The sequence below is a fragment of the Pseudomonas sp. FW305-7 genome (assembly GCF_058786735.1).
On sequence record NZ_JBYSZA010000011.1, the window covers coordinates 118,353 to 136,906 of the forward strand.

Genomic DNA, 18,554 nt, shown 5'->3' on the forward strand with positions numbered 1-18,554 from the left:
AGTCTGTTCTTACCATTCACTGATCTGAAGAATATTCATCAACGTGCGAGACGTTGTGCCCATGAGCTGACAGCATCTTCAATCAATGCATGGGCATGAATAAAAGCGGCCTTGCCTTGACGATAGGGATCTTGTATTTCTCGCTCGCTCTGCCATTTGCCGAGCAAAAACACTTTGCCCCGCGCGTGAGAGGCAATCTTCAATACTTGATTAACGTGCTGTTTTTCCATGACCAGAATCAGATCTGATTCATTGACGATATCCGGCGTCAGTTGCCGCGCCTTGAAGCCTTCGGGGTTATGCCCGTGGTCTTGCAGAACCTGCCGGGCCGATGCCTCCACGCCTTCACCGACACGCGCCGAGAGGCCTGCGGAGGTCACCGAGATGTCTGCCGGCGCCAGCGCTTTGCGCAACAGAAGTTCTGCTGTCGGACTTCGGCATATATTGCCAACGCAGACGACAAGGATGTTTTTGAACAAGGTTTTCTTTCCTGTGTAATATCAAACTGCCAACATCCAGAGCGGTTTTTTAATGAACCCGCAAGATCTTCCTGCACTCGGAAATAGATTGACCCTGTTAGTAGCAGCGTATTAAGTACCACACCGCCAAAAGCACCCCAATCGGAATTAGCGGACTAAAAATAACTGTGATTTTCAGCCAATCACTTCCTGACAAAAAATAACATTCATGCACTTAGTGCCATTGTTAGTTTCGTAATTCATGTAACGAGATAACTATTCGCCGTTGTCATTCCCATCGGGAGAACAGACATGAAACCAGCCCATCTCAAACGGCTCGCCCCTGCGTTGCTGGCACTCAGTGCCCTCACTCAAGTTCACGCCAGTGAGCTCTTCCCCAACCTCCCCGCCAAGACCATCGGTGTCCAGGTGAAGATCCAGAACTTCTCCGCTGAGGACGCCGCGCACATCAAAGACGCCGGATTCAGTTTTGTGCGCTTCGGCGTGTGGAGCGACAGCCTGACTGCCAAGGCTTATCAAAAACAGGTCAGCGATGCCTTCGCCGCGGCTAAATCAGCGGGCCTGCCGGTGTTGCTGACCGTGCGTGCCATCAAGCCTTTGCCCGCCACCTCAGCCACCGATCTGGCAACCGCCGGCGAATCGTTTGCCAATGCGCTGTCGGGTCTGGAAAACTCCTACAGCACACAACTGGTGGCGATTGAGATCTGGAATGAGCCAGATCTTGAGACCTATTGGCCGACGCGTAATTTCGACACGACGTTCGTGCCTTTCATGAGCGCTGTGTGCAAGTCGCTACAGGGCTCAGCGCAATCGACGCCGCTGGTCGGCTACGGTTTCGCCCGGCCACCGACTGCCGGCTCTGCTTCAACCGTGGCGCTCAACCGCATCGTCAGCGAATACCCCAAATGCCTGAGCGCGATTTCCTATCACCCTTACGGCATGACAGCCACGCAGATCAGCAACGCGCAGGCGTTTATTCAGCAAAACTTCCATTTGCCGGGGGTCATCAGTGAATGGGGCATATCGGCGCTCAGCTCCAATGGCGGCAACGACGGCCAGGCCAGCAAAGTCGGCGCCTTCATCGCCGATGTGAAAAAGCTCGGTATCCCGCTGACATCCCTCTATGAATGGCGAAACAGCGACTCGGGGAGTAACGAGCGCGAAAAGAACTTCGGCCTGCTGACCTCTGACGGCCAACCGAAGCCCGCGAAAATAGCCGCTGCAACTCAATTGAATGCCCAGTAGTCCGCGTGCGACTGACCTGTACGCAGGTCAGTTGCTTTGAACCTGTGAGCCGTTTTGGCATCGTATTCATCGATACCGCGCCCCCACCATTCAAACAATCGTTTTCAGGTTGTTGCCGCGAGGGCTATCGATACACGTACGCGCCCTTGAGTGGCTGTCAGCGCTCGGGTAATGTCGTCAAACCCACAGGACAGAGCACACACATGACTTCCAAGCTGGAACAACTCAAACAAATGACCACCGTGGTTGCCGACACTGGCGACTTCGAAGCGATCGCCCGGGTGAAACCGGTCGACGCCACCACCAACCCTTCCCTGCTACTTAAAGCCGCGGCCATTTCTGGTTACGCCGAGCTGCTGAACGCCTGCGTCAGCGACTGCAAGGGCGATGTCGGCCTGGCCAGCGACCGTTTCGGTGTCGCCGTGGGTCAGGAAATTCTCAAAGTGATCCCGGGCCGCATCTCCACCGAAGTGGATGCGCGCCTGTCGTTCGACAAAGACGCCGTGCTCAAGCGTGCGCATCGCTTGATCGAGCTGTATGACAAGGCCGGCATTGGCCGCGACCGCGTACTGATCAAGATCGCTTCGACCTGGGAAGGCATTCGCGCTGCCGAAGTGCTGGAGAAGGAAGGCATCCAGACCAACCTGACCCTGCTGTTCTCCTTTGCGCAAGCGGCAGCCTGCGCCGATGCCGGCGTATTCCTGATCTCGCCGTTCGTGGGCCGTATCTACGACTGGTACAAGAAGGCCAACGGCAACGACTACACCGGCGCCGATGATCCGGGTGTGCAGTCGGTAACGCGCATCTTCAACTACTACAAAGCCAATGACTACAAGACCGTGGTCATGGGCGCGAGCTTCCGCAATCTCAATCAGATCGAACAACTGGCCGGCTGCGATCGCCTGACCATCAGCCCGGACCTGATCGACAAGCTGGCGGCGGACACTGGCAAGCTGGAGCGCAAACTGGCCCCGGGTCATGCCGGTGAAGCGCGCCTGAGCTTGAACGAAGCGCAGTTCCGCTGGTTGTCCAACGAAGACGCGATGGCCACCGAGAAACTGGCAGAAGGCATTCGCCAGTTTGCCCGTGACCAGGAGAAGCTTGAGGCGCTGTTGCAGGCCAAGCTGTGATCTGAGTCGCAGGAATGCAAAAAGGGCGAACCCGGTCGGGTTCGCCCTTTTTTATGCAGTGCCGGAAGATGCATTGTCTGAACTGACGCCTTCGCGGGCAAGCCCGCTCCCACAGGGTCATGTGTGGAACAGATACTCCGGGGTCACTCAATCACTGTGGGAGCTGGCTTGCCAGCGATGAGGCCGGCTCAAACACCTTCTCTCTCAACAGATCAGTGTCTTTCGAGGGCATTCACCAGATCATGGAAGGCTTCACGGTTGGAATCATTCAGCCCCATGAGGATCTTGTGCGCTTCCAGCACCTTGATCCGCACCACTTCTTCCGACTGATCCTGATCAGGCAGATCGTCCAGGCATTCCGGGCACGGCACGGGATGGTTGACGATGTTGAACACCTGCTCGAAGCCCATCGATTGCAGGAGACGGGTGATGTCATCGTGGGTGGTGACGACGGTCGGCAGCAGGCCGACCTTCTGCCGCGACAGGATCGACAGCTTGGCCAACAGGCCCAGCGTGGTGCTGTCGATGCTGCGGGTTTCGGTCAAATCGATCACGATCGCGTTGAAATTCAGCGCGGTGAAGATTTTCTCAATAGTCGCATCCAACGCCGAACACAGGGTCAGGCGAACTTCACCGACGAACTTCAGGACGAAGGTGCCATCCTGCTCGGCGAACTGGATTCTACCGGTACTCATTAAAGATTCCTGCTCAACACCAACAGGGCGATATCATCCGGCATCTCCCCTAGCGTGGCCAATCCAAACACTTGCCGCAGACCATCCAGGCTGCCGCCCGCTGACTTCACCCGCTGGGGCAAAGCCGCTTCTTTTTCTTTGAGCGTAGGTTCTGGCAATAGATCCAGAATGCCATCAGACATCAGCGTCAGGCTGAACGTCGGCGGCAGCTCAAGCACGTGATCTTCGTAAGTGGCTTCATTGAAAAGCCCCACCGGCAGACCACGTCCTTCCAGATAACGAACACTGTCAGGTGTGTACAACACGGGCAAAGGCAGATGGCCGCCGATGCTATAGGTCAACAAACCGGTCTCCTCGTCGATGACTCCACCGACCATTGTGACGTGTTTGCCCAGCTTACAACTGATCAGCCCCCGGTTGATATGACCAAGGACTTCCGAAGGCTTGAATTCCGGCAAGGTGCCGTTGCGCTTGGACTCGAACAGCAAGCGCGTGGTCATGAACTTCAGCAGCACGGTGACAAAGGCTGATGAGGCACCATGACCGGATACATCCGCCAGGTAGAACGCAACCCGGCGCTCGTCGACACGGAAATAGTCGACAAAATCACCCGAAAGGTACAACGACGGGATGATCTGGTGGGCAAACTTGAACTCGTCGATGCTCCACGGGCTTTCCGGCAGCATGTTCATCTGCACCTGGCGACCGGCGTTCTGGTCTTCCTGGAGCAGGTTCAGGCTGGCTTCGAGCTCGCGGTTGGCCTTTTCCAGCTTCTCGCGATAGCGCTGGTTTTCCAGCAGCAGGCGCGCACGATCCAGGGCCCGACGCACGGAGTGCTCGAGCACAGCCAGATCTTCGAGAGGCTTGATCAGGTAATCCGCCGCGCCCAGGCGCAGGGCCTCGACCGCGTCGTTCATCACGCCGGCACCCGAAACCACAATCACCGGAGTTTGCGGCGACAGCTCGGTGACCTGACGGATGAGTTCGAGACCGCCCATCTGCGGCATGCGCAGATCGCAGATGACCAAGTCGGGCTTGTCTTGCTCGAATACCTGAAGACCCTGTTGGCCGTTGCTGGCCTGCAGGACGCTGAAACCACTGTCTTCCAAATAGGCCGCGAGGCTCGCGCGCACTACTTCGTCATCATCGATTATCAGCAGCGTGGCACTGGTTTTTGGCATGTGGGCAAACGGCGCCAGAATTAGGTTGGCGTAGTTGGCGGGGCGACTGGCCCTGCACTGACTACTGGATTCGCTTTCTAGCCTCTCTGCTGCACCGCTTTCGAGCGTTAGCTCCGTACACGGTTGCACCAGAGGTGCCCTTCTAAGGCGCAGACGGTACTCCCATCCGCGGGGCGTTTCAAGCATGCGCCGATGGTCGCTTGACGACTTTACTTGTCAAATCACCGAGAGTTATAAGAACAGCTCAAACCGTAACCCAATGGAAGGACGAAACCATGAGTCAAACCGGTCGGGACTACAGCGAAAAGCGCGATTTCATCCGCATGCGGGTCGATGCCGATGTCGTGTTGATTCATGCAGGTGATGAGGTTTCAGCGGTGTGCATCGACCTCTCGAGCAGTGGCATGCAGGTCGAGGCGCCGCGTCAGTTCGCGGTTGGCGACCGCTTGAGCGTACGCATCGACTCCGATCATGCGGCACTCAGCGGCCTTGAGGCCGAAACCGAAGTCGTCTGGGTCAAGGCGCAGGATGACAAGACTCAGCGCCTCGGCCTGACCATTCTGCAGATGACATAAGCGCACACAAAAAAGGCGACCCGGAGGTCGCCTTCTTCATTCTATCGGTCGAAATCAAAAATCGTCTTCGACCTGACCATCCTTCACCTTGAACTCGCGGTTCTGCAAGTAGGCGTTGCGGATGAAGGTGTATTTGTCGCCGCTGATCAACTTCTCGCTCGACAGCAGGCTGGCGCGGGTGTCGACGATGTTCAGGCCGAACACCGAGTTACGCACCGGCACGTCGTTGATGTAGCGGTAAGGACCGGTGTAGCTGTCGACGTATTTCGACGGCGCATCACGCAGGGTGCTTGGGCCCATTAGCGGCAGCATCACGTATGGACCACTGCCGACGCCCCAGTAGCCGAGGGTCTGGCCGAAGTCTTCGTCGCTGCGATTGAGGCCCATTTTGGTGCCGACATCGAAGAAGCCGAGCAGACCGAACGTGGTGTTGAAGATCAAGCGTGCGGTGTCGACGCCAGCCGCAGCCGGTTTGGCCTGCAGGATGTTGTTCGCCAGGTTGGTGACATCACCGACGTTGCGGAACATGTTGTGGATGCCATCTTCGAGAAATTGCGGCGTCACAAACTCGTAGCCTTGCGCCAGCGGCTTCAGCGCGTAGGTGTCGACGAAGTCGTTGAACTCGAAGATCGGACGGTTGACGCTCTCCCAAGGGTCTTCTTCCGTTGCCGCTTGAGTGGCGAACGGCGCCAGCAACAAGCCGGCATATACACAAAGCTGAGCGAGCGAAGGGCTCCAGCGCATAGAAAAACTCCTTGGATTTGTACTGGCGCGAGCAGCTTCGCCCGGGCGTAAGGCCGCTAGTATAAGCGCAAAAGGTCTTTTGGGCAGTCTGGGAATGAAGCTACTTGTAGGACGTTTCCAGCGCCCTGTTCACAAGCCTGTCATCCAACTGTCACCGGCGCGCCCTAGCCTTATGGTTATTTCAGGGACGCTGCCATGTCACATGCCGAAACCTTGCCCCTCGCTGCACCCGGCCTGACCGCCGTATTGTTCGGTCTCAGCGGATGCCTGGTGGATTTCGGTGCTCGCGCCCGGCAACAGACCATTTCCCTGCCCGAACAGGCCGAAGCCACACCGGGCGCACTTGAGAGCCTGCACAACTTGCAGCGCCAGCAGATTCCCTGCGCCTGGATCGATGAGTTGCCCCCTGCCCTTGCACTGCCGCTGTCGGCGACTTTGCCGGCGTGGATCAAGCCTGCGCAACATTCGGCAACAATCAATCCGTGGCCCGCTCCCAACGCGTGCTGGCAGGCGCTGATGGACTTGAACGTCGGCAGCCTGGACGGTTGCGTCCTGGTCAGCGGCGAACCACGTCTGCTGCAATCGGGGCTGAATGCCGGGTTATGGACCATTGGCCTTGCGTCCTGCGGTTCGCTCTGCGGCCTGGCACCGGGCGAGTGGCAGGCATTGAGCCAGAAGGAACGCGAGCAACTGCGCGGCAAGGCGACGGTGCAGTTGTTCGGGCTCGGCGTGCACTCGGTGATCGATCATCTGGGCGAGCTGGAGACCTGTCTGGCGGACATCAGCCTGCGCCGTCTCAAAGGCGAAAAGCCCTGATCGGGATCATGCAGGTTGTACGAGAGTGGATTAATCTAAAGGTCAGCCATAGACCTTTGGCGCGCGGCTGCGGTCAATGCCAGTGCCTCTCGATAAAAGGAAAACACCATGCCCGCCCAAGAACTGCAAAAACAGCTCGATACCCTGCGCGAGCAGCTGGAGCAGAATCCGCCGCTGTCGGAAGTCGAACGTGAAGATTTGCATGCGCTGATGGCGCAGATTGAATCTGAAATCAAACTGGAGTCGGCTACTCAGGACGCCAGCATCGCCGATGGCGTGAATCTGGCAGTTGATCGCTTCGAACTCGAACACCCGGCCATTGCCGGCACCTTGCGCAACATCGTCAATGCGCTGGGCAGCATGGGGATCTGATTCCCCCGCATGCAAAAAGCCCTGCCATTTCTGGCAGGGCTTTTTCATTTCTACTGTGGCAATGCAATACCCTGTAGGAGTGAGCCTGCTCGCGATAGCTGACCGACATTCAACGTTGATGTCGACTGCTGCACCGCTATCGCGAGCAGGCTCACTCCTACATTGGTTAATTTATTGACGAACCAAGCGATGGTTCGGCAGTTGTACGCTTTCGGTGCTGCGATACGGGTTGATATCCAGCCCACCGCGACGCACATAACGCGCAAACACCGTCAATTTCTCCGGCTTCAGCAACCGCTGCAGATCAAGAAAGATCCGCTCCACGCACTGCTCATGGAAGTCCGAGTGCTGGCGGAAGCTGACGATATATTCCAGCAGACTGGCGTGATCCAGCGCCGAGCCGCGATATTCCACCACCACACTGCCCCAGTCCGGCTGACTGGTCACCGGGCAATTGGACTTGAGCAAATGGCTGTGCACGCTTTCCTCGACGATGCGCGAATCATCGCAGCGCAGCAGTTCCGGACGCGGGTGCTCGTAGTTGCTGACGCTGATATCCAGATCGTCGATGCACACGCCGGGCAGTGCCACAACACCTTCCGCCTCAACGTCTTTCAGGCTGCGAACCCGCACACCGACCGGCTTGCCGGCAGCGGCAGACAGGTCTTTGACCAGCGTCGCTTCCAACGTCGCGATATCGGCAAACGCGGTCTGGTTCAGCGAGTTCAGGTACAGCTTGAACGACTTCGATTCGATGATGTTCGGCGAATCCGCCGGTATGCTGAACTCACCGATCGCTACCACCGGCTTGCCCGACGGCAGCAGCCACGACAATTCGAAGCAGTTCCAGAAATCCACGCCTTTATACGGCAGGGTTTCGGCGGTCAGGCCCAATTCGGCCCATTTCGCGGTACGCGGAATCGGGAACAGCAGGGACGGCGTGTAGGTGGCGATGTATTCGCTGGACTTGCCCAGCGGCGAATGTTCGGCTGCGGGATGCATGGCGGAAACCTGACTGAAGAATCAGCGGATTCTACCAGCCTTTGCTCGCGCCTTTGAGTGCTTACTGACTGACTGTCAGTTTGCCGACCATGCCGGCCTGATAATGCCCGGGAATATTGCAGGCGAACTCCAGGCTGGTGGCCTTGCTGAAGGTCCAGGTCAGCTCGGCGGTTTTGCCCGGCTCGACCAGCACACTGTTGGGATCGTCATGCTTCATGCCATGGCCCATCGCAGCGTGATCCATGCCCGCCATGTCGTGGGACATTTCTTTCATGCCAGTAGGCGTGAGCATGCCGCTTTGCTGCATCTGCAACATTTCCTGCTGATGTGCGGCGTGCATCGCCGCGTCACCGAGGTTGAATTCGTGCAGCAACTGGCCTTTATTCACCAATACAAAGCGAATCGTCTCACCCGCTTTGACTTGAATCGACTTCGGATCGAACGACATGTCGTTCAGCACCACCTCGACGCTGCGTGTAGCCTTCGCGGCGGGCGCCGGCTGGCCGAAATCGTAGCTGTGCGCAGGTCCGGCCCAGACCGGTGAACTCAGCGCCAGCAAACAGGCCGCCACGGCCAAAGAGTTGCGCAAAAACATAGTCCTACTCCAACAAGATAAGGTTCAGCCTGTGGGAAACTTTAGCCGGTCTGCGCTGGCATCTGCCTGACAGGCAGATTACAACTTTGTCAGGTTGGCGGTTATCGCCTGCTCTCACGGTATAAAGCTTTCGTTATTACAACCGAACCCACCCGAGTTACCCATGAAACTGTTGATCGTCGAAGACCAAGCGAAAACCGGGCAATACCTGCGCCAAGGCCTGACCGAAGCCGGCTTCAACACCGAACTGGTGGCCGACGGCAACAGCGGGCAGCAACTGGCCTTGAGCGGCGACTACGCGCTGTTGATCCTCGACGTGATGCTGCCCGGGCGCAGTGGCTGGCAGATCCTGCACGCGGTGCGCAGCGCCGGTCTCGACACGCCAGTATTGTTTCTGACAGCCAAAGACGCTGTGGAGGACAGGGTTCACGGCCTCGAACTCGGCGCCGACGATTATCTGGTCAAGCCTTTCGCCTTCTCCGAACTGCTCGCGCGGGTGCGCAGCCTGCTGCGTCGTGGCAGCGCCACACCGCAGGAAACCAGCCTGCAACTGGCCGACCTGCGCCTGGACCTGATTCGCCGCCGGGTCGAGCGCAGCGGTCAACGCATCGACCTGACCGCCAAGGAATTCGCCTTGCTGGAAATGCTCCTGCGCCGTCAGGGCGAAGTGCTGCCAAAGTCGTTGATCGCCTCGCAGGTGTGGGACATGAATTTCGACAGCGACACCAACGTGATTGAAGTGGCGATCCGCCGTTTGCGCTTGAAGGTCGATGACGAATTCCCCAACAAACTGATCCACACCGTACGCGGCATGGGTTATGTGCTTGAAGAGCGTCCAGCCTGATGCGCCGCTTGTCCTTGAGTTCGCGTCTGGCCCTGCTGTTTGCCGCTTGCACCGCCGTGGTATCACTGTTTGCCGGGGTGTTGTTCAGCCGCGCCAGCGAGGCACACTTCATTGAGCTCGACCAGCAATTGCTGGACGGCAAACTGATCGGCCTGCGCCGCGCCTTGCAGGATGTTCAGGCCAATGAAAGTGAGGCGCGGTTGGCGGACGAACTGAGTCGCCAGGCCGATCTGTCACTGCGCATCACTGGCGGTGACGGCCAACGTTGGTACGACAGCTCGATTCATGTACCGCGCGATCTGCCGCAAACCAGAGGTTTGTCGACCATCAGCGACGCGGGCACCGATTATCGTGTGCTCAATGCTCCGCTCTACCCGGACAAAAGCGACTCGCCACAATTGACCCTGTTGCTGGACATCACCCATCACCAGCATTTCCTGCAACGCATGCAGCATTTGATCTGGCTGACCGTTGGCCTCTCTGCACTGGCTACCGCGTTACTCGGTGCCTGGGCCGCCCGCAGTGGCTTGCGTCCACTGCGGCGCATGAGTGCTGTGGCCCGTGGGATTTCTGCCCAATCGCTCAATGCCCGACTGCCGGAAGCGCAAATGCCGCCAGAGCTAACGGAACTGGCCCACAGCTTTAACGCCATGCTCGGACGACTCGACGACTCGTTTCAACGGCTGTCTGCGTTTTCTGCCGACATCGCCCATGAACTGCGCACACCGCTGTCGAACCTGCTGACCCACACTCAGGTCACCCTCACCCGCCCGCGACCGCTGGAAGACTACCGCGAAGCACTGCACAGCAACCTCGAAGAACTGCAATGGATGGCGCAACTGGTCAACGACATGCTGTATCTGGCCAAGGCTGACCACGGATTGTTGATGCCCAAGCGTGAGGCGCTGGAACTGGCGGATGAAACGAATGTGCTTTTGGAGTTTTTTGCGCCGCTGGCGGAGGACTTCGGGGTCAAGCTGACGCGCGAGGGCCATGCGCGGATCGAAGGTGATCGCAGTATGTTGCGTCGGGCGTTGTCGAATTTGCTGGATAACGCGCTGCGCTTTACCCCGGTTGAGGGCTACGTAAGTTTGCGGATCGTTGATCAACCGAGCGCTGTGCGCATTTCAGTCGAGAACAGTGGCGAGGGGATTTCTGCGGAGTTGTTGCCACGGCTGTTCGACCGGTTTTATCGGGCCGATCCGGCGCGGCAGGAAGGCAGCAGTGAGCATGCGGGGTTGGGGTTGGCGATTACTCAATCAATAGTCCGCGCCCATGGTGGGCAGATTCATTGCGAATCAGAAACTGGATTGACACGGTTTGTGATTGAGTTACCGAAGAAGGATTGAGGCTCGCCGTTCCGGCCCCATCGCGGGCAAGCCCGCTCCCACAGGTTCCGAGTCGTTTTAAAAATTCGTGCCCGACTCAAAACCCTGTGGGAGCGGGCTTGCCCGCGATAACAAATTCAAAGCTTACGAGTATCTCAGCGCATGAGCCGGCTCGATCTTCGCCGCCCGCCACGCCGGATACACCGTCGCCAGGAAGCTCAAGATGAACCCGGCAGAGCAGATCAACAGCACGTCCCCGCCCTGCAATTCGGAAGGCAAGTTGCTGACGAAATACACATCGGAACTGAAAATGTGCTGCCCGCTCACCCGCTCGACCCAGCCGACCAGTTCGCTGACGTTCAGCGCCGCGATCACACCCAGCACGCCACCAATCAAGGTGCCGACAATGCCGATCACCGTGCCCTGCACCATGAAGATCGCCATGATCTGCCGGGGCGTGGCGCCGATGGTGCGCAGGATCGCAATGTCCGCGCCTTTGTCGTTCACCACCATGATCAGCGTCGCGATGATGTTGAACGCCGCCACCGCGACGATCATCAGCAATAGCAGGCCGATCATGGTTTTTTCCATTTTCATCGCACTGAACAGGCTGCCCTGGGTGTGGGTCCAGTCGTCAGCCTTGAAATCGGCGCCGAGGCCGACGGCGATGTCCGAGGAGACTTTCGGCGCGGCGTACAGGTCTTTCACCGCCAGACGCACGCTCTGCACCTGATTCGGTTCCCAGTGCTGCATGGTCGCCGCATCGGCCACATGAATCAGACCCATCGAGCCGTCCAGTTCCGCGCCAACCTTGAACACACCCACCACGTTAAGCCGCTGCATACGCGGGGTGATGCCACCCGGTGCGGTGCTGACTTCCGGCACGATCAGGGTGATCTTGTCGCCGACATTCAAACGGAAACGGCGGGCGGTAATCTCACCGATGACAACGCCGAACTCACCGGGCTTCAAGGCATCGAGCCGGCCCTGAACAATGTGCTGGGCGACGATCGAGACTTTGCCCTCCTGAGCCGGATCGACACCGTTGATCTGGATCGGCTGCATCAAACCCTTGTAGGAAAGCATGCCTTCCATTTCGGTGAACGGCACGGCGGCGGTCACTTCGGGATTTTTCATCGCGGCGGCGGCCACGGGCTGCCAGTCATCAATCGGCTTCACGCCAACGATGGTCGCGTGCGGCACCATGCCGAGGATGCGCGAGCTCATTTCGCGCTGAAAGCCGTTCATCACCGACAACACCACAATCATCGCCAACACGCCGAGGGCGAGGCCGATCATCGAGGTCATCGAAATGAACGAAACAAAGCGATTGCGGCGCTTGGCTCGGGTATAGCGCGCGCCGATAAAGATCGATAACGGTCTGAACATTCGCTGGGGCACCGTATAAAAATAAAAGACCCGACGCCTTTTCAGGCGCCGGGTTTCAACCCGTCAGATGGGCGTGAGGCAACCTTCTTGCAGGTGCAGTACGCGATCCATCTGGCGGGCCAGGTTCATGTCGTGGGTCACTACCAGAAACGCGGTACGCATCGAGGTGCTGAGTTCCAGCATCAGATCCTGAATGCCCTGCGCGGTGTGGGAGTCGAGGTTGCCGGTCGGCTCATCGAGCATCACCAGACCCGGCTTGTTCACCAGCGCGCGGGCGATGGCGACACGCTGACGCTCGCCACCGGACAGTTCCGCCGGTTTGTGCTCAAGGCGATGGCCCAGCCCTACCCGCTCCAGCAACGCGGTAGCACGCTGACGGGCTTCCGGGATCGGCGTCTTGCCAATCAGCAACGGCATGCAGACGTTTTCCAGCGCGGTGAATTCCGGCAGCAAGTGGTGGAACTGGTAAACGAAACCCAGCGCGCGATTGCGCAGCAGACCGCGCTTTTTCTCACTCAGCGCCGACAGTTCTTCACCGTCGAGCCAGACACTGCCCTTGGTTGGCGTGTCGAGGCCGCCCAACAGGTTGAGCAAGGTACTTTTGCCCGAACCCGAGGTGCCGACAATCGCCACTCGCTCGCCCGGGTGCAACTCCAGTTGCAGACCGGCCAGCACTTGCACCGACTCCGGGCCTTCCTCATAGGATTTGCCCAGGTTGCGGCAGCTCAAAATTGCTTTTTCACTCATGCCCGACTCACTCATAACGTAGCGCCTCCGCCGGCTGGGTGCGCGCGGCACGCCAAGCGGGATACAGGGTGGCGAGGAAACTCAAGACCAACGCCGCGGCGCAGACCATTACGACATCCTGGCTCTGCACCTGCGACGGAAGATAATCAATGAAATACACGTCAGCATTAAGGAATTTGTGGCCGATCAGCCCTTCAAGGGCGGAAATCGCGGCGCTGACATTAAGCGCGGCGAAGATCCCGACCACTGCGCCAATCGCCGTGCCGACCACGCCGATGACCGTGCCCTGAACCATGAACGTGCGCATGATCGTGCCCGGTGTTGCGCCCAATGTACGCAGAATGGCGATGTCGCCTTTCTTGTCATTCACCACCATCACCAGTGTGGAAATGATGTTGAACGCCGCCACGGCAACAATCAGCAGCAACAGCAGGCCGATCATGGCTTTTTCCATGCGGATCGCCTGATACAGATTGCCGTGCGTACGCGTCCAGTCGCGGGCGTAGTAATGGTCTTCACCAAGCTGCTGGGCGATGTTCCATGCCACGCGCGGTGCCTGGAACAGATCGTCGAACTTCAGGCGAATGCCCTGCACCTGTTCAGGCTTCCAGCGATGCATTTTCGCCAGATCCTGCAGGTTGGTAACGCCCAGATAACCATCGAGCTCGCCGGCACCGACATGGAAAATGCCGACCACGGTGAAGCGTTTCATGCGCGGGAACATCCCGGCCGGGGTCACGCTGACCTCCGGCGCGACGAAGGTGATCTTGTCACCGATGCCCACGCCGAGCTTGGTCGCGGCTTTATCGCCAACCACGATGCCGAAGCTGCCCGGCGTCAAATCGTCGAGTTTGCCCTGCTTCATGAAGTTATCGATGATCGACACATTGCGCTCAAGCGCAGGGTCGATGGCGTTGAGCAACACCTTGGACACCTGACCGTTATTGGTCAGCAGCCCCTGCATCTGGGTGAACGGCGCGACGGCCGTCACCTGCGGGTTCTGCTTGACCTGGGTGGCCAGGCTTTGCCAATCGCTGATCGGCTCGGTGGATTCGATGGTCGCGTGGGGCACCATGCCCAGCACGCGGGTGCGCATCTCATGATCGAAGCCATTCATCACCGAGAGCACGACGATCATCACGACCACGCCAAGCGCGAGCCCGATCATCGAAGTCAGGGAAATGAATGACACAAAATGATTGCGACGCTTTGCACGGGTATAACGCGTGCCGATAAATACGAAGAGAGGTCTGAACATGTCGGGGCTTGTTCGGAGGGAAAAGGAACGTCCTTGTGGCGGGGGTCGATAACCAGCTTTACACTCAGACCACCGCCGCTACCATGGGTTCGCCATGTCGACATTAGATGAAGAAGATCGCCGCGAATACTACCGTATCGAGGACACGATCGCACTGGAAATTCGGCCCCTGTCCGCTCCCGAAGCCGCAGGCCAGGAAGTGTTGCAGGATGCTTCCCCGCTGTTCAACCTGCTCAGCGAACTGCACCTGAGCGAATTCGAGTCGCAGCACCTGCTGCGCCAGATCAGTGAACGCGACCGGGCCATCGCCGCGTTTCTGAAATCCCAGAACAAACGCATCGACCTGCTCAGTCAGGTGGTCGCCCTGACCGTGCTCGGCCATATCGGCGAGCCGCAACCGGTGATCATTTCCGAAGGCGGGATCGACTTTCAGTACCCGACGCCGATCGCCACGGGTGCACACCTGTCAGTGAAACTGGTGCTCATGCCGCAGGCACTGGGCCTGTTGCTGCGCGCCCGCGTCACCCATTGCGACCGCAAGGGCGAGGGTTATGACGTCGGTACCGAGTTCGAACACTTGACCGATGCCCAGCGCCAGTTGCTCGCCCGCTATATCTTGCAGAAGCAGGCCCAGGAACGACGTCTGGCCCGCGAACAGAACGAATCAGGCATTTAAATTAAGGAAGAACCGTGACCCTCATCTACGGCCACCGCGGCGCCAAGGGCGAAGCACCGGAAAATACCCTGAGCAGTTTTCAGGAATGTCTCAAGCACGGCGTGCGCCGTTGCGAACTCGATCTGCACCTGTCCAAGGACGGCGAGTTGATGGTCATTCACGACCCGACCCTCAAGCGCACCACCGACCGCCGTGGCAAAGTCGTCGAGCATACCGCCGCCGAACTGGTGACCTACGACGCACGCAAGGGCGGCCCGGGCTGGATCAAGCCGTGCCCGATTCCAACACTGGAGGAGTTGTTCGAGAAGTGTGATTTCGAGCACTGGCAGCTTGAAGTCAAAAGCGCTTCGCGTACTCGCGCGGCAACCACCGTGCTGGCCATTCGTGAAATGGCGCAGCGACATGGCCTGCTGGACAAGGTGACAATCACCTCGAGTTCGCGGGAAGTCTTGAAAGCGGCGCTGGATCTGGTGCCGGATGTGTCACGGGGACTGGTGGCCGAATACGCCTGGCTCGACCCGTTGAAGGTCGCGGCAAGCTATGGCTGCGAAATTCTCGCGCTGAACTGGACGCTGTGTACGCCGGAACGCCTGCAGAAGGCGCAGCGTCAGGGGCTGCATGTGTCAGTGTGGACCGTCAACGAGCCTGCGCTGATGCGCAGACTCGCCGACTTCGGCGTTGACAGCCTGATTACAGACTTTCCCGGTTTGGCCACTGCCACCCTCGAGAATTGCTGAAATCGGTCTCCCCGGCCGGCTCAGGCCACCGGCCGGAGCCCGTCAAAAAAGCCGGTTGAGGCCGTCGTACGCCGCTACCCGATAGGCTTCGGCCATGGTCGGGTAGTTGAACGTGGTGTTGACGAAGTATTTCAGGGTGTTCAGTTCGCCCGGCTGGCTCATGATCGCCTGACCGATGTGGACGATCTCCGACGCCTGATAACCGAAGCAGTGAACGCCCAACACTTCCAGGGTTTCACGGTGGAACAGGATCTTCAGCATGCCTTGCGGCTCGCCGGCGATCTGCGCACGCGCCATGCTCTTGAAGAACGCCTTGCCGACTTCGTACGGCACTTTGGCCTGAGTCAGTTCCTGCTCGTTCTTGCCGATCGAGCTGATCTCCGGAATGGTGTAGATGCCGGTCGGCACGTCATTCACAAAGCGCCAGCTACCGTTGTCGACGATGCTGCCAGCGGCCGAACGCCCCTGGTCGTGGGCGGCACTGGCCAGGCTCGGCCAGCCGATCACGTCGCCTGCGCCATAAATGTTCGGCACGCAGGTGCGGTAGTTCTCGTCGACTTCGATCTGACCACGGCTGTTGACCTTGACGCCGATGTTTTCCAGACCCAACTGGTCGGTGTTACCGGTACGGCCATTGCACCAGAGCAAGGCGTCAGCCTTGATCTTCTTGCCGGACTTGAGGTGCAGGATCACGCCGTTGTCCACGCCTTCGACACGATCGTAGTCTTCGTTATGGCGCACGGTGATGTTGTTGTTGCTGAAGTGGTAGCTCAACGCCTGGGAGATTTCCGAGTCGAGGAAGCTCAGCAGCTGACCGCGGTTGTCCACCAGCTCAACCAGCACACCCAGACCACTGAAGATCGAGGCATATTCGCAACCGATCACGCCGGCGCCGTAAACGATCAGTTTACGCGGGGTGTGGCCGAGACTGAGGATGGTGTCGCTATCGTAGATGCGCGGGTGGTGGAAATCGATGTCAGCCGGACGATACGGGCGCGAGCCAGTGGCGATGATGATGTGCTTGGCCACCAGTTTTTCGACCACACCGTTGGCGCAGACCACTTCGATGGTTTGCTCGTCGGCGAAGCTGCCGGTGCCGAAGAACACGTCGACGCGGTTACGGGCGTAGTAGCCGGTACGCGAAGCGACTTGTTTGGAAATGACTTTCTCGGCGCTTTTCAACACGTCCGGGAAGGAGAACCAGCGTGGCTCGCCGATCGCCCGGAACATCGGATTGGTGTTGAACTGCATGATCTGCCGCACCGAGTGACGCAGTGCCTTGGACGGGATGGTGCCGAGGTGGGTGCAGTTGCCGCCGACCTGGCGACGGCTGTCGACCATCGCGACCTTGCGCCCTGCTTTGGCGGCGTTCATTGCCGCGCCTTCTCCCGCCGGGCCGGAACCCAGCACCACCACGTCGTAGTTGTAGACAGCCATGCGTACTCCTCAGAACAGGCCGCGGTGCCAGCAGCACCGGCGGCTAAATCACGCCGAACGGCGGCGCGAAGGAACAATTGGGGGTCAATCAAGAACCCGGACACAGTCTATAGAAGCGTCAACGCCGCGCACATTAACCCTTGGTCGCGTCGTAGGCTACTTTTGCCTGCACTACAACGCCAGCTTTCGTACTGTTCTCAGTCAATTTTTGCGCCACTGAGGCGCTCGAAAGCCTTGCTGGTGCGGATGACAAAACCTGTATCGGCACGAATCACGAAGAATGCACCAATGTCATGCTTTTCGGCATAGTCCCAAGCCCTTTCAGGCCCGAGAATCAGCAACAGCGTCGATAGTCCATCGGCCATCAACGCTGAAGGATGAATCACCGTGACTGACGCCAGGTTGTGTAGGACAGGTGCGCCGCTACGCGCATCGAAGGTGTGGGAATAGCGCCGCCCGCCCTGCAGGAAATAGTGGCGGTAGTCGCCGGAGGTGGAAACGCCGTAGCCGTCGACACTAATCACGCGCTCGGCGACTTGCTGATCATCGCGAGGCTCTTCCAGAGCAATGCGCCACGGCGAGCCGTCGAGTTTCCTGCCCTTGGCTTTCAGCTCGCCCGTGGCTTCGGCGAGGTAATCGTGGATGCCCATGGCATCCAGCCTGGCGGCGATCGTGTCAACAGCGTAACCGGCGGCGATGCTATTGAAGTCGACTTCGACAGCGGCGTCCTTGCACAGCTGATCGCCGTCGATGTGCAGATGTTGATGGCCGACTTTCTGCAACACCTCTGCCAGTGCGGCAGCGCTCGGGACCTTTTCTTCGCGACCTTGTGGGCCAAAACCCCAGAGGTTCATCAGCGGCTCGACAGTGAGGTCGTAGGAACCTTCGCTTTGCTCTGACAGTTGCTCGCCCACGCGGATCAATTCGAGGATTGGCGCAGGCATGGTGTTACAGCGGCCAGCGGGCAATGCATTGAAGCGTTCGATGTCGGAGTCGCTGCGATAAGTAGACATCTGTCGGTCGACTTCGCCGAGGATGCCCTCCACTTCGCTGCGCACCTGCGCTGGCTCAGCAAGGCCTGCGTGGCGCACGTACTTGATCGAATACGTGCTACCCATGGTCGGGCCTGCGAAGCTTTCCATTGAGTCGCCATTGCCGCAGCCGGCCAATATGCCAGCCAAAATCACAAGTCCAAACCACCGTCCAGTGAACAATTATTCATCTCCCTGCAAAACCGCGACGGCCATTATGGATTAAAGGGCCCGCTCGCTCCCAACGGATGCTACGCGTTTATAAAATCCAAT

Annotated in this window: 20 protein-coding genes; 9 read left to right on the forward strand and 11 right to left on the reverse strand. The window is 58.7% G+C overall.

All coding sequences use genetic code 11. The features are described from left to right. Positions 1–38: 38 nt before the first annotated feature. On the reverse strand, positions 39–479 hold the full coding sequence (locus AC3WMT_RS15550; RefSeq protein WP_103305091.1) for a low molecular weight protein-tyrosine-phosphatase: 441 nt from the start codon (positions 477–479) through the stop codon (positions 39–41). 291 nt (positions 480–770) lie between these two features. On the opposite strand from AC3WMT_RS15550, the gene AC3WMT_RS15555 reads away from it, so the two are divergent. Together AC3WMT_RS15555 and tal are read left to right on the forward strand one after the other, a co-directional pair. After that, entirely contained in the window at positions 771–1,724 is a 954-nt protein-coding gene (locus AC3WMT_RS15555; protein WP_103305090.1) for a cellulase family glycosylhydrolase, read from the forward strand. A gap of 203 nt (positions 1,725–1,927) precedes the next feature. Continuing rightward, entirely contained in the window at positions 1,928–2,854 is a 927-nt protein-coding gene (gene tal, locus AC3WMT_RS15560) for a transaldolase (RefSeq protein ID WP_103305089.1), read from the forward strand. Positions 2,855–3,066: 212 nt separating this feature from the next. Here tal and rssC read toward each other — a convergent pair whose 3' ends face one another. Together rssC and rssB are read right to left on the reverse strand one after the other, a co-directional pair. Beyond that, positions 3,067–3,549, reverse strand: a complete 483-nt coding sequence (gene rssC, locus AC3WMT_RS15565; RefSeq protein ID WP_042560140.1) for an anti-sigma factor antagonist RssC — start codon at positions 3,547–3,549, stop codon at positions 3,067–3,069. After that, complete coding sequence (gene rssB, locus AC3WMT_RS15570) at positions 3,549–4,730, reverse strand: two-component system response regulator RssB (RefSeq protein WP_047302218.1); 1,182 nt, start codon at positions 4,728–4,730, stop codon at positions 3,549–3,551. The genes rssC and rssB overlap by 1 nt, the downstream gene beginning before the upstream one ends. A gap of 275 nt (positions 4,731–5,005) precedes the next feature. Here rssB and AC3WMT_RS15575 point away from each other — a divergent pair, with 275 nt between their 5' ends. Continuing rightward, entirely contained in the window at positions 5,006–5,305 is a 300-nt protein-coding gene (locus AC3WMT_RS15575; RefSeq protein ID WP_103305088.1) for a PilZ domain-containing protein, read from the forward strand. Between the two features lie 54 nt (positions 5,306–5,359). Here AC3WMT_RS15575 and AC3WMT_RS15580 read toward each other — a convergent pair whose 3' ends face one another. Then, entirely contained in the window at positions 5,360–6,049 is a 690-nt protein-coding gene (locus tag AC3WMT_RS15580; protein ID WP_103305087.1) for an MlaA family lipoprotein, read from the reverse strand. Between the two features lie 195 nt (positions 6,050–6,244). Between AC3WMT_RS15580 and pcrP the strand changes: the two genes are divergently transcribed. Beyond that, positions 6,245–6,865, forward strand: a complete 621-nt coding sequence (gene pcrP / locus AC3WMT_RS15585) for an HAD superfamily inactivated hydrolase PcrP (RefSeq protein ID WP_103305086.1) — start codon at positions 6,245–6,247, stop codon at positions 6,863–6,865. 108 nt (positions 6,866–6,973) lie between these two features. After that, complete coding sequence (locus AC3WMT_RS15590) at positions 6,974–7,237, forward strand: DUF4404 family protein (RefSeq protein WP_103305085.1); 264 nt, start codon at positions 6,974–6,976, stop codon at positions 7,235–7,237. A 171-nt stretch (positions 7,238–7,408) separates the two neighbouring features. On the opposite strand, the gene queF is transcribed toward AC3WMT_RS15590, so the two are convergent. Both queF and copI read right to left on the reverse strand, forming a co-directional pair. Further along, the gene (gene queF / locus AC3WMT_RS15595) at positions 7,409–8,239 is read right to left on the reverse strand and encodes an NADPH-dependent 7-cyano-7-deazaguanine reductase QueF (protein ID WP_103305084.1); all 831 of its coding nucleotides are present in this window, start codon (positions 8,237–8,239) and stop codon (positions 7,409–7,411) included. A gap of 61 nt (positions 8,240–8,300) precedes the next feature. Then, positions 8,301–8,834 (reverse strand): copper-resistant cuproprotein CopI, encoded by a 534-nt coding sequence (gene copI / locus AC3WMT_RS15600; protein WP_103305083.1) that lies wholly within the window; start codon positions 8,832–8,834, stop codon positions 8,301–8,303. A gap of 163 nt (positions 8,835–8,997) precedes the next feature. Here copI and AC3WMT_RS15605 point away from each other — a divergent pair, with 163 nt between their 5' ends. Together AC3WMT_RS15605 and AC3WMT_RS15610 are read left to right on the forward strand one after the other, a co-directional pair. Next, positions 8,998–9,678 carry a heavy metal response regulator transcription factor gene (locus AC3WMT_RS15605; protein WP_103305082.1) on the forward strand — a complete coding sequence of 227 codons (681 nt, stop codon included), beginning with the start codon at positions 8,998–9,000 and terminating at the stop codon, positions 9,676–9,678. Beyond that, the gene (locus tag AC3WMT_RS15610) at positions 9,678–11,027 is read left to right on the forward strand and encodes a heavy metal sensor histidine kinase (RefSeq protein ID WP_103305081.1); all 1,350 of its coding nucleotides are present in this window, start codon (positions 9,678–9,680) and stop codon (positions 11,025–11,027) included. Before AC3WMT_RS15605 ends, AC3WMT_RS15610 begins: the two co-directional genes overlap by 1 nt. 123 nt (positions 11,028–11,150) lie before the next feature. Here AC3WMT_RS15610 and AC3WMT_RS15615 read toward each other — a convergent pair whose 3' ends face one another. The 3 genes from AC3WMT_RS15615 to AC3WMT_RS15625 all read right to left on the reverse strand — a co-directional run bounded on the left by AC3WMT_RS15615 (position 11,151) and on the right by AC3WMT_RS15625 (position 14,400). Further along, positions 11,151–12,395 (reverse strand): lipoprotein-releasing ABC transporter permease subunit, encoded by a 1,245-nt coding sequence (locus AC3WMT_RS15615; RefSeq protein ID WP_103305080.1) that lies wholly within the window; start codon positions 12,393–12,395, stop codon positions 11,151–11,153. Positions 12,396–12,458: 63 nt separating this feature from the next. Then, complete coding sequence (gene lolD / locus AC3WMT_RS15620; RefSeq protein WP_177431420.1) at positions 12,459–13,142, reverse strand: lipoprotein-releasing ABC transporter ATP-binding protein LolD; 684 nt, start codon at positions 13,140–13,142, stop codon at positions 12,459–12,461. A 7-nt stretch (positions 13,143–13,149) separates the two neighbouring features. After that, a complete protein-coding gene (locus AC3WMT_RS15625; protein ID WP_103305078.1) occupies positions 13,150–14,400 on the reverse strand; it encodes a lipoprotein-releasing ABC transporter permease subunit in 1,251 nt (416 codons plus the stop codon). 94 nt (positions 14,401–14,494) lie between these two features. Here AC3WMT_RS15625 and AC3WMT_RS15630 point away from each other — a divergent pair, with 94 nt between their 5' ends. Further along, entirely contained in the window at positions 14,495–15,076 is a 582-nt protein-coding gene (locus tag AC3WMT_RS15630) for a PilZ domain-containing protein (protein ID WP_016986736.1), read from the forward strand. A gap of 14 nt (positions 15,077–15,090) precedes the next feature. After that, positions 15,091–15,813, forward strand: a complete 723-nt coding sequence (locus AC3WMT_RS15635; RefSeq protein WP_025111067.1) for a glycerophosphodiester phosphodiesterase — start codon at positions 15,091–15,093, stop codon at positions 15,811–15,813. Between the two features lie 42 nt (positions 15,814–15,855). Here AC3WMT_RS15635 and sthA read toward each other — a convergent pair whose 3' ends face one another. After that, positions 15,856–17,250: a Si-specific NAD(P)(+) transhydrogenase gene (sthA, locus tag AC3WMT_RS15640; RefSeq protein ID WP_103305077.1), complete on the reverse strand. Its 1,395-nt coding sequence runs from the start codon at positions 17,248–17,250 to the stop codon at positions 15,856–15,858. A gap of 197 nt (positions 17,251–17,447) precedes the next feature. Further along, positions 17,448–18,392, reverse strand: a complete 945-nt coding sequence (locus tag AC3WMT_RS15645) for an FAD:protein FMN transferase (protein ID WP_256583552.1) — start codon at positions 18,390–18,392, stop codon at positions 17,448–17,450. Positions 18,393–18,554: the final 162 nt, after the last annotated feature.

Excerpts from the sequence above, each read along its gene's own strand:
- AC3WMT_RS15590 (WP_103305085.1), top strand. The coding sequence starts at position 6,974 with ATGCCCGCCCAAGAACTGCAAAAACAGCTCGATACCCTGCGCGAGCAG.
- copI (WP_103305083.1), bottom strand. The coding sequence starts at position 8,834 with ATGTTTTTGCGCAACTCTTTGGCCGTGGCGGCCTGTTTGCTGGCGCTG.
- tal (WP_103305089.1), top strand. The coding sequence starts at position 1,928 with ATGACTTCCAAGCTGGAACAACTCAAACAAATGACCACCGTGGTTGCC.
- AC3WMT_RS15610 (WP_103305081.1), top strand. The coding sequence starts at position 9,678 with ATGCGCCGCTTGTCCTTGAGTTCGCGTCTGGCCCTGCTGTTTGCCGCT.
- AC3WMT_RS15580 (WP_103305087.1), bottom strand. The coding sequence starts at position 6,049 with ATGCGCTGGAGCCCTTCGCTCGCTCAGCTTTGTGTATATGCCGGCTTG.
- AC3WMT_RS15625 (WP_103305078.1), bottom strand. The coding sequence starts at position 14,400 with ATGTTCAGACCTCTCTTCGTATTTATCGGCACGCGTTATACCCGTGCA.
- AC3WMT_RS15575 (WP_103305088.1), top strand. The coding sequence starts at position 5,006 with ATGAGTCAAACCGGTCGGGACTACAGCGAAAAGCGCGATTTCATCCGC.
- rssC (WP_042560140.1), bottom strand. The coding sequence starts at position 3,549 with ATGAGTACCGGTAGAATCCAGTTCGCCGAGCAGGATGGCACCTTCGTC.
- AC3WMT_RS15605 (WP_103305082.1), top strand. The coding sequence starts at position 8,998 with ATGAAACTGTTGATCGTCGAAGACCAAGCGAAAACCGGGCAATACCTG.
- AC3WMT_RS15555 (WP_103305090.1), top strand. The coding sequence starts at position 771 with ATGAAACCAGCCCATCTCAAACGGCTCGCCCCTGCGTTGCTGGCACTC.
- AC3WMT_RS15615 (WP_103305080.1), bottom strand. The coding sequence starts at position 12,395 with ATGTTCAGACCGTTATCGATCTTTATCGGCGCGCGCTATACCCGAGCC.
- AC3WMT_RS15630 (WP_016986736.1), top strand. The coding sequence starts at position 14,495 with ATGTCGACATTAGATGAAGAAGATCGCCGCGAATACTACCGTATCGAG.
- lolD (WP_177431420.1), bottom strand. The coding sequence starts at position 13,142 with ATGAGTGAAAAAGCAATTTTGAGCTGCCGCAACCTGGGCAAATCCTAT.
- rssB (WP_047302218.1), bottom strand. The coding sequence starts at position 4,730 with ATGCCAAAAACCAGTGCCACGCTGCTGATAATCGATGATGACGAAGTA.
- pcrP (WP_103305086.1), top strand. The coding sequence starts at position 6,245 with ATGTCACATGCCGAAACCTTGCCCCTCGCTGCACCCGGCCTGACCGCC.
- AC3WMT_RS15645 (WP_256583552.1), bottom strand. The coding sequence starts at position 18,392 with ATGGAAAGCTTCGCAGGCCCGACCATGGGTAGCACGTATTCGATCAAG.
- sthA (WP_103305077.1), bottom strand. The coding sequence starts at position 17,250 with ATGGCTGTCTACAACTACGACGTGGTGGTGCTGGGTTCCGGCCCGGCG.
- queF (WP_103305084.1), bottom strand. The coding sequence starts at position 8,239 with ATGCATCCCGCAGCCGAACATTCGCCGCTGGGCAAGTCCAGCGAATAC.